Annotated in this window: 16 protein-coding genes; 8 read left to right on the forward strand and 8 right to left on the reverse strand. The window is 45.4% G+C overall.

Annotated features, from left to right (window positions below):
- Positions 1–317: 317 nt before the first annotated feature.
- The 4 genes from FD47_RS04185 (at position 318) to FD47_RS04200 (ending at position 5,648) form a co-directional block, all read left to right on the forward strand.
- Positions 318–1,664 carry an MFS transporter gene (locus tag FD47_RS04185; RefSeq protein ID WP_054733342.1) on the forward strand — a complete coding sequence of 449 codons (1,347 nt, stop codon included), beginning with the start codon at positions 318–320 and terminating at the stop codon, positions 1,662–1,664.
- A 36-nt stretch (positions 1,665–1,700) separates the two neighbouring features.
- Complete coding sequence (locus FD47_RS04190; protein ID WP_054733344.1) at positions 1,701–3,683, forward strand: glycoside hydrolase family 127 protein; 1,983 nt, start codon at positions 1,701–1,703, stop codon at positions 3,681–3,683.
- 292 nt (positions 3,684–3,975) lie between these two features.
- Positions 3,976–4,761: an HAD-IIB family hydrolase gene (locus FD47_RS04195; protein WP_054733346.1), complete on the forward strand. Its 786-nt coding sequence runs from the start codon at positions 3,976–3,978 to the stop codon at positions 4,759–4,761.
- 113 nt (positions 4,762–4,874) lie between these two features.
- Positions 4,875–5,648, forward strand: coding sequence for a hypothetical protein (locus tag FD47_RS04200; RefSeq protein WP_054733349.1), 774 nt, complete (start codon positions 4,875–4,877; stop codon positions 5,646–5,648).
- Between the two features lie 192 nt (positions 5,649–5,840).
- Here the strand turns inward: FD47_RS04200 and pepI are convergent, their stop codons facing one another.
- The 3 genes from pepI to FD47_RS04215 form a co-directional block, all read right to left on the reverse strand.
- Entirely contained in the window at positions 5,841–6,719 is an 879-nt protein-coding gene (pepI, locus tag FD47_RS04205; RefSeq protein WP_054733352.1) for a proline iminopeptidase, read from the reverse strand.
- An 86-nt stretch (positions 6,720–6,805) separates the two neighbouring features.
- Positions 6,806–7,438: an HAD family hydrolase gene (locus tag FD47_RS04210; protein ID WP_054733354.1), complete on the reverse strand. Its 633-nt coding sequence runs from the start codon at positions 7,436–7,438 to the stop codon at positions 6,806–6,808.
- Positions 7,438–8,037: a sugar O-acetyltransferase gene (locus FD47_RS04215; protein WP_054733357.1), complete on the reverse strand. Its 600-nt coding sequence runs from the start codon at positions 8,035–8,037 to the stop codon at positions 7,438–7,440. Before FD47_RS04215 ends, FD47_RS04210 begins: the two co-directional genes overlap by 1 nt.
- A gap of 190 nt (positions 8,038–8,227) precedes the next feature.
- Here FD47_RS04215 and FD47_RS04220 point away from each other — a divergent pair, with 190 nt between their 5' ends.
- Entirely contained in the window at positions 8,228–8,950 is a 723-nt protein-coding gene (locus FD47_RS04220; RefSeq protein WP_054733360.1) for an SDR family NAD(P)-dependent oxidoreductase, read from the forward strand.
- A 145-nt stretch (positions 8,951–9,095) separates the two neighbouring features.
- Here FD47_RS04220 and FD47_RS04225 read toward each other — a convergent pair whose 3' ends face one another.
- Together FD47_RS04225 and FD47_RS04230 are read right to left on the reverse strand one after the other, a co-directional pair.
- Positions 9,096–9,932 carry an alpha/beta hydrolase gene (locus FD47_RS04225; protein WP_054733364.1) on the reverse strand — a complete coding sequence of 279 codons (837 nt, stop codon included), beginning with the start codon at positions 9,930–9,932 and terminating at the stop codon, positions 9,096–9,098.
- A 216-nt stretch (positions 9,933–10,148) separates the two neighbouring features.
- Positions 10,149–11,396: an MFS transporter gene (locus FD47_RS04230; protein WP_056980084.1), complete on the reverse strand. Its 1,248-nt coding sequence runs from the start codon at positions 11,394–11,396 to the stop codon at positions 10,149–10,151.
- 440 nt (positions 11,397–11,836) lie between these two features.
- Between FD47_RS04230 and pyrF the strand changes: the two genes are divergently transcribed.
- Genes pyrF through FD47_RS04245 form a run of 3 tightly spaced genes read left to right on the forward strand, consistent with a single transcriptional unit; the run spans position 11,837 to position 14,133 of the window.
- Complete coding sequence (gene pyrF, locus FD47_RS04235; RefSeq protein WP_008215539.1) at positions 11,837–12,556, forward strand: orotidine-5'-phosphate decarboxylase; 720 nt, start codon at positions 11,837–11,839, stop codon at positions 12,554–12,556.
- Positions 12,546–13,199 (forward strand): orotate phosphoribosyltransferase, encoded by a 654-nt coding sequence (pyrE, locus tag FD47_RS04240; protein WP_054733371.1) that lies wholly within the window; start codon positions 12,546–12,548, stop codon positions 13,197–13,199. The genes pyrF and pyrE overlap by 11 nt, the downstream gene beginning before the upstream one ends.
- Positions 13,186–14,133, forward strand: coding sequence for a dihydroorotate oxidase (locus tag FD47_RS04245; protein WP_056980085.1), 948 nt, complete (start codon positions 13,186–13,188; stop codon positions 14,131–14,133). Before pyrE ends, FD47_RS04245 begins: the two co-directional genes overlap by 14 nt.
- A gap of 144 nt (positions 14,134–14,277) precedes the next feature.
- On the opposite strand, the gene FD47_RS04250 is transcribed toward FD47_RS04245, so the two are convergent.
- The 3 genes from FD47_RS04250 to FD47_RS04260 all read right to left on the reverse strand — a co-directional run bounded on the left by FD47_RS04250 (position 14,278) and on the right by FD47_RS04260 (position 16,008).
- A complete protein-coding gene (locus FD47_RS04250) occupies positions 14,278–14,613 on the reverse strand; it encodes a hypothetical protein (protein ID WP_054733373.1) in 336 nt (111 codons plus the stop codon).
- On the reverse strand, positions 14,600–14,878 hold the full coding sequence (locus FD47_RS04255; protein WP_054733376.1) for a type II toxin-antitoxin system RelB/DinJ family antitoxin: 279 nt from the start codon (positions 14,876–14,878) through the stop codon (positions 14,600–14,602). Before FD47_RS04255 ends, FD47_RS04250 begins: the two co-directional genes overlap by 14 nt.
- Positions 14,879–14,991: 113 nt before the next feature.
- Complete coding sequence (locus tag FD47_RS04260) at positions 14,992–16,008, reverse strand: hypothetical protein (protein WP_054733379.1); 1,017 nt, start codon at positions 16,006–16,008, stop codon at positions 14,992–14,994.
- Positions 16,009–16,133: the final 125 nt, after the last annotated feature.

Consider the following 16,133-nt stretch of genomic DNA (forward strand, 5'->3'; position numbering starts at 1 on the left):
CGACGATGCATATCCAAAAAGTACACCAAATATCTCGTTTTATTAACTGCGGAATTTGCCGAGGCTTAATAACCCGGTAATTCCTGCGAATGTTGCGTTTTTTACTCAAAATTTCTTCTCAACTTGTATTTTAGCATGAATTAAATGTAAGCGCTCACTAAAATATCCTTTTTTGCCACCATATCTATTTTTTATGAGGTTTTTTTCTGGTTTTGAAATCGCTATCATTGATAATGTGATCACAAGGAATGCGAACTCAGCTGAATGATTTGTCGCATTAAATGATTTGAAGATTTGGTAGAAGGGAAGCATTAACGATGTTGAAAAAGCACAAGCAGTTTGCTTCAACGGATGTGCCGGTGGGGGCCGTTGCCGATAATACGGTTGATCCCGATGCAATTTCTCCGGAAACTGGCAAGCCCTTTTCTAAGTTAACGGTTTTTCGATTTTTAGCAGCCTTTGTTATCTATGCTGTGCTTAATAACGCCGCTTTTACAATTAACGGTGCCAATTTATTGCCCCAACATTTAAAAGATGTTGGAATGGCAAATCCGACGGCGGCATTTGGAATTATTACGTCAGTGACCTCACTGGTATCACTCTTTGCCGGGTATATCTGGGGAACAATGTCTGATCGAACCCGTTCACGATTTGGGAAACGAACCCCATGGATTTTCTGGGGGTCAATCGTTGCCGGAATTGGTCTTTATCTCCTAGGGTCGTTTCAGACAACACTCAATTTGACCTTGGCCTATTGCTTTAATACCTTAGGTCAAAACGCGATTCAAACCCCAATGTACGCTTTTATGGCTGACCGGGTACCAAAGAACGTTCGAGGCACGTTGTCAGCAGGACTGGGCGCTACGTCGATTGGATTGCCAATTGGTCAGTTCATCAGTTCTTATTTCTTAGGTCGTCCCTATCAAAACATCGGCTTCATTGTTGGTGGGGTATTAATTGCCTTATCCGGATTACTTGCCCTTGCAATTATTCCGCGTGAACGATCTTCAAAGGATGCTGAAATTCGTCAGGATAAAACCATTAAGGATGTCTTGGTAACGTTGCTGCCACCAAAGATGGCCGGGGCCCACGACTTCTACAAGTCATGTGCCGGTCGATTCCTGATTATGACGAGTTACACGATGGTGATGCAATACCTGCTTTACATCCTTGAAAACTACATTGGCCAGTCGACAATTGATGCCGCAAAGTCAATGAACCGGTTATCAATGTTTACGCTGGTGGTATCACTGGTTGGCTTGGTTATTTCCGGGCCAATGTCAGATTACATCAAGCGTCGGAAGGTCCCAGTTGTTACTGGTGGGATTTTGATGATTGTCGGGACCCTGATTCCGTTATTTGTAAAATCAACAAACGGTGTCATTGCCTACGCAATATTTGCCGGTCTTGGCTACGGTGTTTATCTCGCTGTTGATGGGGCTTTGAACATGGATGTTATTCCAGAACAAGCCAAAATCGACAAGAATACCGGTAAATACATCGGCTTTAGTAATTTGACCAACACCCTCGGGTTGACGGCCGCACCGATGGCAACTTCAATGATTGTGACCGCAACTGGTTCATACGTCCTCGCCTTCGTTGGATCAATCGCCGCAACGATTATCGGGATCTTCTTCATCTTAACCATCAAGCATGTAAAGTAGTCAGTTTACTAATCAAAAAAAGAAAGCGTGATTTTAATGGATGAATTAACAAAGTTATCAGTCAATGATGTGCAAATTACATCAACGTTTTGGAAGCGCTACCGCGATCTGATCGCAGAGGAATCTGTTCCATTTCAATGGGATATGATTAACGATAAGGGCAAAATGGATGTGACTAATGCCGCTGCTGCCGGAGGTGCCGCTGATCATAGTGGGGCCATCGAAAATTTGAAGATTGCTGCCGGCCGGGCTAAGGGTCACCACTTCGGGTACCCATTCCAAGACACGGATGTTTACAAGTGGCTGCAAACCGTTGCGTACGTTCTAAAATATCATTTTGATCAAAAGATGAAGGAAGAGGCTGATTGGACCGTTGACTTGATTGCTGACGCCCAAGACGACGATGGCTATCTGTCAACCTATTTCCAAATCGACGCCCCGCAACGTAAGTTTAAGCGGCTTCAACAATCTCACGAACTCTATTCAATGGGTCATTACATTGAAGCCGGGGTTGCCTACTATGAGTCAACGGGTAATCAAAAGGCGCTGGACATCGCCGAAAAGATGGCTGGCTGCATCAACAACCATTTTGGCCCGGAAGACGGGAAAATCCACGGGTACGATGGTCATCCGGAAATTGAATTGGCCTTGGCAAAGTTGTATGAAACCACTAAAAATAAGACATATTTGAATCTCGCTAAATACTTCATTACGGAGCGGGGCCAAGATCTTCATTTCTTTGACCGCCAGAATAAAGCCGACGGCATTGATAATGACTTCTTCCCTGAACTGCGGACAATTGGTGATCGGTATTACTTCGCCGATAAGCCAATTACGGAGCAGAAGGACGCCCACGGCCATGCCGTTCGGGTCTTATACTTCTGTACCGGTTTAGCCCACGTTGCTCGGGTTGAACATGACGACAAATTGTTAAAGGCTGCCAATACCATTTGGAACGATATTGTTAAAAAGCAGATGTATATCACTGGCAACGTTGGCCAAACGGCAACTGGTGAAGCCTTCACGTACGACTATGATTTACCAAATGACACCGATTACGGTGAAACCTGTGCATCAGTCTCAATGGCATTCTTCACGAAGCAGATGCTTGCCAATGAGTTTAACGGTCAATTTGGCGACATTATCGAAAAGGAAATCTTTAACGGTGCTCTGAGTGGGATTGCCTTGGATGGGAAGCACTACTTCTACGCCAACCCGCTAGAAGCTGATCCATTGGCAAGCAAATTGAACCCCGGCAAGAAGCACATTGCGCTTCGGCGATCATCCTGGTTTGCTTGTGCCTGCTGCCCAGCCAACATTACACGGTTGATTGCTTCGTTGGATCAATACCTGTATGAAATTCATGATGACGTCATTTTGTCTCATCAGTTCATTGCAAACGATGCGAAGTTTAATGACGGTATTGAGATTAAGCAAACGGGCAATTTCCCTTGGGATGGCAATATCGACTATGCGATTACCAATCCGAATACCAGTAAATTTACGTTCGGCATTCGAATTCCAGCTTGGAGTTTGGATAACTATTCCATTAAAGTGAACGGCAAGGAAGTTGAGCCTGACCTTAAGGAAAACGTTTTGTACATTCCGATCAATGACAAGACAACGGCTATTTCACTTGAGCTGAACATGAATGTCCACGTGGTTCGTGCAAATGCCAACGTCAGTGCCGACATCATGAAGGTGGCCGTTCAACGCGGGCCAATCGTTTACTGCCTCGAAGGTGTTGACAACGAAGAACCGCTATCACGGTATGTATTAGGTCAAAAGCCGTCGTTTGATTACAATTATCAGTCGAAATTATTGAATGGCGTGGGCGTTGTAACCACTGACGATGCATATCGGATTGCTGATGATTCTGATGATTCTGATGATAGCCTGTACACGTTTGACCGGCCAAAGGGTGTCGAAAAGGCGCACCTTGAATTTATTCCATACTATGCCTGGGCTAACCGGGACAAGAAACAGATGACGGTATGGTTGCATCAGAGTGAAATTTAAGTAAGCGAATCATTGGCCAGCAATAGTGATTACCTAACGAACAAAAAGAGATCTAATGGTTAAACAGTGTTTTACAAGATATCAATCCCAAGCGGTATTGGTTTCTGACACCAAGTAATCCCCATTCGTTAACCGTCTGGGAAACAAGCAAAGTCCCTTAAACCTAACAAAATTTAGGTAAGGGACTTTTCTTTGTTAACAGCGGCTTTTATAATAAAACCAAACTTTTCGTTTCTGTGATAGTCAAAACGATTGCCAGAAAGGAATCCCAAAAGGTGGAAGAAAGAAACTCATGAAAGTTGTTTTTGATATTGATGGCACCATTAGCTTTGATGGGCACCACATTGATGACCAAATTGTTTCACAAATTAATCAGCTGCCAATCGACCGGCATCAGTTGGTATTTGCTTCAGCCCGGCCAATTAGAGATCTGTTACCAATTGTGGGTGAATTTGCTGATACGGCGTTGATTGGTGGCAATGGTGCGATCGTCTCGCAGGGTGGCGATATCCGCGTTATTCGGCCGATTCCTACCGAAAACTTTGAACTCGTGAAACAATTGATTGCCAGATATGGGTTGGACTACGTGATCGATGACAAATGGAATTACGCTGCGCGGGTTCAACAAGAGAGCCCTATCAGAAAGCAGTTAGACCCGGGACATCTTGCTCAAAATGTTGATTTGCGGACAATAACGCAACCCATCAAAATGATTCTCCTTAACTTGAAGGAACGTCAGCTGGCCGAAATTTCGCAAGCCCTTAGAAGGCGAACGACGCTGGCAATTGTTGAACATCGTGGGGAACATAATATTGATCTGACGGCTGCAGGAATTAATAAATACACGACATTTCAAATCTTATTCCCCCACGAGAAGTTTATTGCTTTTGGGAATGACGATAACGATCGCCAGTTGTTGCAGCACGCGGAAAGAAGCGTGTGGATTGGCAGCCAAAGCAAGGCAAACCAAGCGGATATTCAAACCGATTATCGATATCCTGCCGCGGTTAGCGGGGTTTTGTCAGCGCTTCATGAGATTGACCAGTGGTTGATTTCTGAAAACTCCCAATTCTTATAGGGAATTTTTCTTGGAGAAATTAAAAATATTAGAAGCCCGTTCGATTTGTGGAAATCGTTGGTGTGCGATAGTATATCGGTAGGTGACAAGCTATTGAAGGGAAAGATCTAATCATGAACAAGAAATTTGTCAGTGTCTTCTTAACGGGATTGCTTGCTGTAACAATGGGGTTTGCAGTGCAACAGCCAAAGGTTCAGGCTAGTGGTAAATATACGATTGTTAAATCTTCGTTTCCTATTGGTGGCGGAACGATTTACCATGCCAAAAGCTTTACCAAAAATGCTTATGTGTGGAAGCATTTAAATCACAAACAAAAAATTGCCAACCTAAAAAATTATCCTAATACTAGTTGGTATCGCACCGGTATCATTACCCTCAAGCATAATGGTAAGAAATCGGTGTATTATATGGTCGACAATTTTTCGCCATTATCCAAAAAAACCTTAACTGGATTTGTCTGGCGTGGGTATCTCAAGAAGGGCTATAACCCTAATTTCTCAAAGGTGAACTCAATTTCACTCAGTCTGGCAAGTAATACAGACTACAATCGGTTCATCAAGCAATCCCCTTCTCAGAAACTCACCAGAAAGGTTTTGGCTCTATTTCCTAATAGCAAAGTAGATGTGAAGGCTTCAGAATATGCGTTGTACCGTGACCCACAGAAAAAGCCGCAAGGAACGGTATTGGAATTTAAAGACCTCGATAGATATGTAGATAACCCAAATCATAATACGGAAAGTCAACGAGTCGCAAAGATCAAATCCATCTTACTAAACAACGGGGTTGATTTAGATGGTCATTACACAATTGGGATTAGTTTGAAAAACTTTGTATTTAACCCCAATATTGATGATCAACAGCAAGGACTAGTTTTAGTTGAGCGATAATAAATGGATGAAAAAACCCATCCCATAATCAAGCACCCTCATAATTATTAGACTTACTTGTCTAACGATTGCAGGGGGCTTGATTGTGGGATGGGTTCTATTTGGTACTTATTTTTAGCAGTAAGATTTACCAAATTTCTATGATTATTCCAGCATCATTTTAAGCCATCTAAGAAATTAACATTGGATTCCCTAATCGTTCTCATTCAGCCACGTATCCAGCACCTGGATAAACTCATCGTGCTGATCCAGCAGTGCTAGATGCCGGCTATTGGCAAATAGGTGCCACTTAGCATTTGGAATATGGTCGTAAACCGACTTGGCAATCAGCGGGGTGCACAGGTCATCGGTACCGTTGGTGACTAGGACCGGCACGTGAATATTTTTAAGATCATCCGTGACGTCAAAGTCGCTGATGGTGCCGTTTTCGGTAAATTCGTTTGGCCCTTCAGCAATTAAGCTGGCCTTTTTGCCGTTAGTGGGGCGCCGCAGCGGTTCCGGCGAGTTTTCGTCCGGGTCATCCCAGCAGTAGCGTTCCATGTACCGGTCGTTGGCGGCCAAATACTTTGGCCCGGTGAAATCGCCTGTGCGTTCAGCTTCCGCAATTGCCTGCCGATCCTCGTAACTTAAGTACTTGATCAGCCGGTGCTGTTCCTGGCGCCATAGTTCAAGCGAAGCCGGCGAGCCATCGATCATGACGCTTTTAACCCCGTCCTGGCTGTAATGGGTCAGATACAGCATTTCCAGCATGCCGCCCCATGACTGGCCAAGCATATGAACTTGGTCAAGGTGCAGGTATTTCCGCAGGGCAATCAATTCTTCCGCCCAGGTTTCCTTGACGTAAACCGACTCGTCGTCTGGAATTGACGATTTGCCGCAGCCAACCTGATCGTACATAATCAATTGCCGGCCAGTGTTTGCATAGTCGTCCAATAACTCGAAATAGTTGTGTGATGATCCTGGCCCACCATGAATTAACAGGAGTGGGGCCTTGTTATCGCTGGGCTTGCCAACGATTCGGTAGTATGTTTTATATCCGTGAAACGGCATGTAACCTTCTTTAATTTCCATATGTACATCAGAATCCTTTCATTTAAAGTGCTTTGGTTAGAATCGATTATACTCGTGGCCGTTAAGTCGTAAAGCGATATTTCGAATTAGTGGATCAGACGGTCTTTGAGATCTGCCACGGATTCAAAGACATTTCCAGGATTCAATTTTTCTAAGTCGTCCTTTTTAGCATTAATTGACCAAGCGGCTGAATAGCAGGTAATGCCAGCTTCCTGACAGGCAGTAATATCAGAAGGGGCGTCACCAATGTAGGCCATTTCTGAAGCCGGAACGTTTAATTCGGCTAATACTTTTTCAAATTGGTGGGATTTATCAGCATCATTTGGGGTTCCCGCCAAAATTGGGGAGAACGCATCGTCTAAACTCAGCGCATCAAGGCTGGCTTGCAGACTCTGTTCACCCTTATGCGTGATCATGGGTGTCTTAACGTCGCGATCATGAAGAGTGCGAATTAAATCGTCAATCCCCTCAAATGGCTTCCGCAATGATAGGTGAGCCCGGCGATAGTTTTCGTGAAAACTCTTGAGGACGTCTTCCGAGTAATCGGGAATCAGTTCTTTGAGGATGCTCACCTCATTGGTTCCAAATGTTTTAAGGATGACCTGATTGCTCACCCATTTATCGGTATATTCGTGCACCGTTTTGCGGAATGAATCAAAAATAACTGGAAAGGTTTCGGCAACCGTTCCGTCTAAATCAAATGCAATCACTTTTTCCATTAATTATCTGCCCCAATCTTTCTAAGTACGTGGCAAGGATTTCCAACCGCCACAACGTTTGCCGGGATATCTTTTGTAACAACGCTGCCACCACCAATCACGGTGTTGTCGCCAATCGTAACCCCTGGCAGGATGATCGTCCCGCCGCCAATCCAACAGCGACGGCCAACTTTAACCGGGAGTGAACGGGTCATGACAAAATGCTGATTCTTGTGAAGTTCCCAGTTGGGATTCAACCGCTCAGTCGCCGCAATGGGATGGGTGCCGGTGTATATCTGAACGTTTGGCGCGACCATTGTCTCATCACCAATTGTAATCTTCCCGGAGTCCATGAAGCTGCAATTCATATTGATTGAAATCTTGGATCCTAAGTAAATGTTGTTCGCAAAGTCGCATAAAAACGGGGTGCCGACTGTGACGTAGTCGCCGACTGCGCCGAAATTGTCCTTCAATAACCGGGTCCGAATTTCCGTATCGGCATAATCGGTCTGGTTGTAGGTGTTCAAGAACCGGCTGGCAATTTCTTTTTGATTGCGAAAATAGGGGGCATGCGCGTCGTAAAGGTCACCATGCCGCCATTTTTCTACATCATTGGTCATTATGTCTCCTCCTTACAAAAGATAACTAATTCTATTATCTTCCTTTAGCTAACGATAATCTAGGGGCCAACCGGTGATTAAGTGAAAGTTTTTCACTTAATGAAAATTTATTGCTTTATTATTTTTTCGGCATTATAATCAAAACGATAAAATGCCATCAATGGGGAAACATTAAACGGGGGAATATAATATGAATGCAAAGACGATTTTGATTACCGGCGCCAATCGGGGAATCGGCCTGGAAACCGCGCGTCAATTAGCCGACGCGGGTCATCAAATTATTGTTGGGGTCCGAAATGCGGATAAGCTGCAGCCAACGATTGATCAGCTCGTTAAATTCGGCGTTGATGCCGAACGGGTATCGGGCGTTCAAATTGATTTAAATGATTCGGCATCCATTACGGCTGCTGGCAAGGCCATCGCTGATCAGCATCCGGATTTAGGCGTCTTAATTAACAATGCCGGCATTTCTGGTGACATGCAGAAACCGGCACTGGAGACGACAATTCCCGAATATCAGGAAACCTTAAACGTGAATTTATTTGGAACAATGCGGGTTACCGAGGCAATGTTACCGGTGTTGTTAAAAAATCGGGGTCAGATTGTCAATCTAACCGGTCCTTTCTCGGCAACTAAATGGTATAATCCGGCCGCTTACCGAGTTTCTAAAATTGCTTTAAACGCGTGGATCCAGACGCTGGCAGTTGACATTGAGAATCAAAAGTTACCGATTTCGATTTTGGGTATTTTTCCGGGCGGCGTGTCCACCGACATTAATAATCATCGTCAGGGACCGTACATGAAAACGACCGAAGACGCTGCCGGGTTGATTCTTCGAATTTTGAAAGATGGCAAGCGACACAATGGCGATATCATTGGGCCGGACGGAACGGTTATTTCAAAGGTTGAATAGGAATGTCGTAAAAACGACATCGCCACAAAGACTGTTTAATATCAGAAAATAGAAATGGGGCTGCGGCAAAATTCAAAGTTTTGTCGCAGCCCCATTTCTATAGTTTCCTCAGTTAAATTCCGCGCTAACAAGCGCCGCGGATCGTTCAGCGGTGCCACAGGAAGTGAATCAACAGCCGATCCACCCGTTTGTTCTGGTGAAGCCGACTGTGCTGGGCAGCTGGACCAACAATCCGTTTTTCTTGATATGACTTCACCTGGCCTTGAAGTAAGTATTTCAAGGATTTGGAAGAGGCGTTGCTTACCCGGCCATCTGAATGTGAGCCGTCATTTTTATCGCCATAAATATTGAGGACTTGCAGGGACTTTAAAGTTTTGAGGTGTCGCAGTCCCAGCAGGGTTCGATAATTGGCGTTCATCTTGGTTGGCTGCCCATCCGGCTTTAACTTCATCCGATTGGGGGCGTCGTCCATCCCTAAGATCCCGTTAAAGTGCCCGGCAATGTCAACCTGCTTTTCCAATCGGGGCAACTTTGGATTATTAGCGTTCGCCAGTAAATAATAGACGATTGCCATGTTGCCCATCGAATGACCGACCATATTCATTCGTTTGATTTGGTAACGCTGGTGGAGTTTAACGACGACATTCTTGGCCCATTGCGCGTCGGTAGGATAATTGCCATTGCGAGAGTTTACATAGTTAACCTCCACGATCGGGTGACGATCGCCTGACTTGAACTGACCAATTAAAGTCACGTGCCCGTTGGCCGCAACGTCCGCTCTGATAATTGATTTGGCGGCGCCAGCCTTCACAGCTGCTTGGGCCATGTGGTTTTCCGCACGATAACTGCCACCAAATCCGTGGAAAAACAGCGTCGGAACGGCCTTACTATCGGCAGTGGGGGCCGCATAGCTACAGCCGCCCAGCAATCCAGTCATTAGTAGTAATAACGCGCCTAGAAATACGATTTGTGTTTTTTTCATCAGCCAATTTTCCTCTAAAAACGTCCTAATCTTTGAAATGACGGGGTTGTCACCGCATTTGGATTCATCTAGCCTAACTTTTGTGACTCGATTATACAACGCTTAGCGGGGCGCACTGATTATTTGGCACCGTCTTTATTTGGTCAACTAAAAACAGCCCCGAACACACCAAGTTAACGGTGGTTCTGGGCTGTTGCCTGTTAGTTATTTGGTTAATTATTCGGTCGCGTTCGTTGTCCGCATCTTTTTTAATCCGGGCAGGGTGATCATCGTGATAAATGAGATCACGTATAAAGCGGAGAGAAAGGCCATGACAACGGTTAGTGAGTAGTGATCCATCAGAATGCCGATCACGACTGACGAGAAGCCGCCGACCGCCCGGCCAATGTTAACAATGACGTTGTTGGCGGTTGACCGGATTTCTGTCGGGTACAAACGGCTGATAACCGCGCCGTAACCGCCAAACATGCCGTTTGAGAAGAAGCCAACGATTGCGCCGATGATCAGCAGTGTCACGGTATTGTGAGCCAACGTAATGGTGAAGACCATTGCGGCTGAGGCAACCAGGAAGATGCCAAACGCCCGTCGGGGACCGAAGAAATCAAGAATGGTGCCAAACGTCATCATTCCCAGACTCATGCCGATAATGGTCGCGATCATCCACAGAGATGATCCGGAAACGTTTAGGCCCAATTGTTTCTGCACAATGATTGGCAGCCAGTTCATCAGGCCAAAGTATCCGGCAATTTGAACGGTGGTCATGATCATCAATGCGAAGCTCTGGTAAGCTAACTTGGGCGAACTGAACATGTATTTGAAGACGGCGCTGGTCGTGGATTCCTTTTCGGTCTTTTTGGCTTCAACGAATTCTTGGGTTTCCGTCAGGTGACGGCGAACAAAGTAGGTGAGAACTACTGGAACCAGGCCCAATAAGAACAGGGCGTGCCAGCCGAGATTGGGGATGATGAACGCGGCGGCAATCGCTGCCAAGATCGCCCCAATTTGGCCGCCAATTGCGGCAACCGAGGTCATTTTCCCGATTTGATTTTTGTGAAATGATTCGGCGATCAGCGAAATGCCGACGCCGTATTCCCCACCGGCACCGATACCGGCGAGAAAACGCAGGGCGTAAATCAAGGTAATGTTGTTGGCAAATGCCATTGCGGCGGTTGCGAAGGCGAAGATGAAGATGGTGTATGAGAAGGTCTTAACCCGGCCAAACCGATCACCGACAAGGCCGAAGAGCACCCCGCCAAACAGCATGCCAAGGTTGGTAATTGAGCCAATTAATCCCGCAGCCCCGCCACTCAGGTGAAGCTGGCTGATCATTGAACTCATCGCAAACGAAAGAAAAAGCACATCCATGTTTTCCAATGCGAATCCAGAACTGGTAGAAGCAATCACCCATTTCTGATTCTTGGTAAACATCCGGCTGTGCGATAGTGTTGTGTTTGTATTTTCCATTAACTCGTTCCTCCAAATGAATGCTCACTGACATTCGTTATTTTTTGCTGTTAACAGTATGCCATGGAAGCGGGGCGAATGCAAGGATGTCAGACAATCAGTGCTTGGAATTCTGCTAATTGAGAATATCGATAATGGTCTGCTTTACCTTTACAAATGATGGGGTATCCAATATGTCAATGAATTCAGAATGACGATTAGAATAGTCATACGTGTAAAATTGAAGTGGGTTAACAGATCCATGAAATCTTGGCTTGAACTGCCACCGCCAACGTGATAAAGTTATTAACAAATAAAGGAGCTTTAATTTGGTTCAGAGAGGCCAAAAGCGGACGATAAAAATAAACCAAGAGTCCGTGATTTTGCAACATGGTGGCACAGAGATGTGGCGCGGTGCGTAATTTCGGGCTCTTTTTATGTAAAAAAATCGGAGGGTAACCATGAGAGGACCATTAATTGTATCGCTTGACGTTTGGAACAGAGAAGGATTGTTCAAAATTATCGACCAATTTCCAACCGATGAGAACATGACCGTTAAAATTGGGATGGAATTGTTCTACGGTGAGGGACCGGAAATTGTTCGCAACTTGCTGGATAAAGGATTTAAAATCTTCTTGGACCTCAAGCTTCAAGACATTCCCAACACGGTTAAAATGGGGATGATGCAAATTGGCCGCATGGGGGTTACCTACACCACGGTTCATGCCTTGGGCGGATCTGAAATGATCGCCGCAGCCAAGGAAGGCTTGGAACTCGGCAGTGAAGAAGCCGGGGTGCCAACGCCGAAGCTTCTCGCGGTCACCGAGTTGACCTCGATTACTGAAGACGCCCTTAAAAACGAACAGAATTGTCGCTTGGACATGGTTGACCAGGTTGTCTCGTTGGCAAAACTAGCCAAGCAGGCTGGCGCTGATGGGGTTATTACGTCCCCATTGGAAGTCAGTTCCCTGAAAAAACAGGTTGGCGATGACTTCCTATATGTAACGCCCGGAATTCGGCCAGCCAACTTTCCGAAAGATGACCAATCACGAACCGCGACGCCGAAGCAAGCTGCTGAATACGGCAGCTCGGCCTTGGTGGTTGGCCGGCCAATTATTCGCGCCGACGATCCGGTGGCAGCTTACCATAAATTATTAGAGGAGTGGAATTATGCAAACTGATAAAATTATTCAATCGTTAATTGATAACAAAATTGTAAGTATCAACCTCAACAAACCATTTCGGTATGCCAGCGGGATCCTGTCACCAATTTATACGGATTTTCGCCTGACAATTTCCATTCCAACTTTGCGGGATATGATTGCTGACGGGTTAGCTGAACTCATCAAGGAAAAGTACCCTGAAGCCACGGTGATTGGCGGCGTTGCAACTGCCGGCATTCCTCACGCATCATGGGTTGCTGAACGGCTGAACCTCCCATTAATTTATGTGCGGGCAAAGCCAAAGGATCACGGCGCCGGTAAACAAATTGAGGGCCGAATCACAAAAGACGATAAAGTTGTCCTGATTGACGACCTGATTTCAACTGGCGGCAGTGTCCTGGGAGCTGTTAAGGCCGTTCGCAAGGAAGGCGTTAACGTTATTGGCGTGGCTTCCGTGTTTACTTACGGGTTGCCCGACGCCGACAAGAACTTTGCGGCAGCCAACACGACGCTTTATCCGCTGCTGAGTTACGCCCAACTCATTTCACAGGGCCATGAAGAAAACAAATTCTCCGATGAAGAGTATTCACGACTATCAACCTGGCACAAAGCCCCTTGGGACTGGACAAAACGGGAGGAACAGGCAAATGCTGCAAAGTAAAATTTCCTTGAAGGCCAACATTGGCAAATACGAATTTAACAACGTGATGCTCAATGCGGCCGGAATTCGCTGTGCGACAACCGATGAACTGACAAAGGTATTGAATTCTGAAGCGGGTGGCTGCGTGACGAAGAGTGCGACGCCGGAACCACGGGAAGGTAACGAAAGTCCGCGGATGAAAGCCACTCCCCTTGGGTGCATCAACTCGATGGGATTGCCAAATCACGGCTTGGACTACTACTTAAAGTTTGCTGAAGAGAACCAAGGCAAGAATGGCAAGCAGGTACTGCTGTCAATTGCTGGGTTGACCGTTGACCAAAACTTAGAAATGCTTCACAAAATTCAGGAAAGTTCGTTTGACGGCTTGGTTGAATTGAACTTATCCTGCCCGAACATTAAGGGTGAATCCCAGATTGCCTACGATTTTGAAGCTGTTCGCGACATTCTGACCAAGACGTTCAAGTTTTTCACCAAGGATCTGGGCATTAAGTTACCACCGTACTTCGATTTGCACCAGTTTGATCAGATTGCTGACGTCTTGAATGACTTCCCGATCGCCTACGTTAATTCGATCAATTCGATTGGTAACGGTCTAATCGTTAATCCGGAAACTGAATCGGTTGTTATTAAGCCGAAGGGCGGTTTCGGCGGCCTGGGTGGCGACTACGTGAAACCGACGGCTTTGGCCAATGTCCGGGCACTGCGGTTGTGGTTAAAACCAGAAATTGCAATCATCGGAACCGGCGGCATCAAGTCCGGTCGTGACGTTTTCGAGCACGTTCTCTGTGGGGCCAACGTGGTTCAAATTGGGACGGCGTTTGGCTTTGAAGACGTCAAGATTTTCAGCCGGATTAGCAAGGAACTATCAGAAATCATGGCTGAAAAGGGTTATAGCAGCCTGGATGATTTCCGGGGTAAGTTGAAGACATTGTAGACCGGTTAATGTGTTGATAAATGGGGTTTAAATTTAGCGAAAGCGATAATTTCATTTATTCTCCCAACTCAAAATAGACGCAATCAAATTTCCCATGATGAATTTGATTGCGTCTATTTTTTGAGTTCACTGGATTAATGAACGCTATGAGTTGCGCTCTAAATTGTTTAGGAAGGTTGTTAACCGCTGAATATCTGATAAACTCAGCTCACCTATTGGCTTGAATGTTGCCAATCCTTTTGGGATGCTAGTTACTGGAACGGTGTCTATCCAGGTGGGTTTATATAATCCAGCTTCTTTCCAGTCATTTATCTTAAAATATTTTCTTTGAATTTTAGAAGACTTGTTTTCAAACTTTGTTGTGAGTTTGAAAAATTCGACATTATCACCATCGTCGCTCAGAATTAAAACTGGTCGTGGCTTTCCGCTCATACCATCAGAAAAGTAAACAAATGTACTGGCAATTTCATTCTTCTTCATCTGACAACCACGCTTCTAGCTCATCTTTATTTGTAATCCGTTTGCGAGGAAGATCTTTTGTGGCCTCAGCTAAATCGATGTTCGCTTTTTCTCTTGGCGACAGTTTTAGTTCAAATGGGAGACTGCCAGTGGCAGAGATTCGACTGTATAAAGCATTGATTACGACTGTTGAGTTTAGACCCAACTTACCCAAAACCGCCTCTGTATTTTCTGCTAGATCCTTGTCGACTTGTACTTGAACCCGTTTCTTTTCTTTAGTCGTCATAATATCACCTCTTACTCATATTATATCTATATTATAGTATTAACTGGGTGAAGCAACAACATAAAAGCTCTTAGTAAACAAAGGTATGAGGCATCATGGCCCCTAATGATTGCTTAATTGGTTGAGGCTTTACCAACGTAATAGTTCAATGCTGCGCTGGGGTGGGCATCCTTGGCAGCCGATGACGTGAACCCATAGGAGCCATCATCATCTTCAAAGTCTGCTGAATAACCGGTTGGAAGCCCTTGGTAATACCCGAATTCTTGGGTGAGGTCCATGCCACTTTGTTTTTTGGATGGGGCAAACGGAACAATCACTGACCCAACCTTTTTATGGGTGGCAACATCAACGAAGTTTACCGTGATTCCCTTATCAGCCGCGGGAGTTGCCAATTTTTTGAGGCCGCTTTCCCGAATGTAGCCCATGATGTCGTTATTCAGATCGTCAACCGAATACCAAACGTCTCCTTGGCGGGTATTCTTCACGACCTTTTGGATGATAAAGATATCATTTTTATAGGGCGTCGACGTTTTCTTGTTCGGCATATTAATAAAGTTAGTAACCGTGATTGGTGCCACGTCAAATGGTAACGAATAAACTTTAGCGGTCCCATCAGAGGCGGTTCCGGGATTTGCCAGTTTGTAGAAGCTTTGCTTTTGTTCTGACGTCATTGCGACGTCGGTCATGGTGTGAAAATCCGCTACCCCACCTGCGGGATTCTTGTGTTGTTCGTCCAAGTAATAAATGAGCCCGAGTCGGTAATTGGTTGTTCTGCCGGCATAGATCCAGCCCTTAATCTTGTAGTCGAAGGATGCGACCTTAAAATAGACGGTTCCCCGATTGGTTGTTGCCGTTCGCAGCCACATAAACGAGTCCAGCCCCCGTTTTGACTCAGCAAGTTGGGTCAGCTGAGCTTTTGACTTCACTAATTTAGCCCCTTGCATGGTTGCGGCTTTGGTGTACAGCGCGTTTTTACCCGTAAACGTCATATAAGAGCTTGATTCTTTGAGATTAGTACTGATCTTCGTTATTGTGGCGTAATTTTTTGCATGAGCCGGTTTATTTGTGATGATGCCACCGACTGAAATGCCAGCCATAACTGATAACATGATGATTCCCTTTTTCAACATTGTGCTCAACTCCTTACAGAAAGCTTACGCTCGATAACGTTTTTGGGCAATCTGCCAAGCCAATCAGCAGACAAAACGGGACTGCATTATAATGGCAGTATAATGATTTTTTGAAAGGGGCAGCT

Origin of the sequence: Lentilactobacillus parafarraginis DSM 18390 = JCM 14109 (assembly GCF_001435895.1) — a bacterium.
GTDB classification, from domain to species: Bacteria; Bacillota; Bacilli; order Lactobacillales; family Lactobacillaceae; genus Lentilactobacillus; species Lentilactobacillus parafarraginis.

Excerpts from the sequence above, each read along its gene's own strand:
- FD47_RS04185 (WP_054733342.1), top strand. The coding sequence starts at position 318 with ATGTTGAAAAAGCACAAGCAGTTTGCTTCAACGGATGTGCCGGTGGGG.
- FD47_RS04190 (WP_054733344.1), top strand. The coding sequence starts at position 1,701 with ATGGATGAATTAACAAAGTTATCAGTCAATGATGTGCAAATTACATCA.
- FD47_RS04195 (WP_054733346.1), top strand. The coding sequence starts at position 3,976 with ATGAAAGTTGTTTTTGATATTGATGGCACCATTAGCTTTGATGGGCAC.
- FD47_RS04200 (WP_054733349.1), top strand. The coding sequence starts at position 4,875 with ATGAACAAGAAATTTGTCAGTGTCTTCTTAACGGGATTGCTTGCTGTA.
- pepI (WP_054733352.1), bottom strand. The coding sequence starts at position 6,719 with ATGGAAATTAAAGAAGGTTACATGCCGTTTCACGGATATAAAACATAC.
- FD47_RS04210 (WP_054733354.1), bottom strand. The coding sequence starts at position 7,438 with ATGGAAAAAGTGATTGCATTTGATTTAGACGGAACGGTTGCCGAAACC.
- FD47_RS04215 (WP_054733357.1), bottom strand. The coding sequence starts at position 8,037 with ATGACCAATGATGTAGAAAAATGGCGGCATGGTGACCTTTACGACGCG.
- FD47_RS04220 (WP_054733360.1), top strand. The coding sequence starts at position 8,228 with ATGAATGCAAAGACGATTTTGATTACCGGCGCCAATCGGGGAATCGGC.
- FD47_RS04225 (WP_054733364.1), bottom strand. The coding sequence starts at position 9,932 with ATGAAAAAAACACAAATCGTATTTCTAGGCGCGTTATTACTACTAATG.
- FD47_RS04230 (WP_056980084.1), bottom strand. The coding sequence starts at position 11,396 with ATGGAAAATACAAACACAACACTATCGCACAGCCGGATGTTTACCAAG.
- pyrF (WP_008215539.1), top strand. The coding sequence starts at position 11,837 with ATGAGAGGACCATTAATTGTATCGCTTGACGTTTGGAACAGAGAAGGA.
- pyrE (WP_054733371.1), top strand. The coding sequence starts at position 12,546 with ATGCAAACTGATAAAATTATTCAATCGTTAATTGATAACAAAATTGTA.
- FD47_RS04245 (WP_056980085.1), top strand. The coding sequence starts at position 13,186 with ATGCTGCAAAGTAAAATTTCCTTGAAGGCCAACATTGGCAAATACGAA.
- FD47_RS04250 (WP_054733373.1), bottom strand. The coding sequence starts at position 14,613 with ATGAAGAAGAATGAAATTGCCAGTACATTTGTTTACTTTTCTGATGGT.
- FD47_RS04255 (WP_054733376.1), bottom strand. The coding sequence starts at position 14,878 with ATGACGACTAAAGAAAAGAAACGGGTTCAAGTACAAGTCGACAAGGAT.
- FD47_RS04260 (WP_054733379.1), bottom strand. The coding sequence starts at position 16,008 with ATGTTGAAAAAGGGAATCATCATGTTATCAGTTATGGCTGGCATTTCA.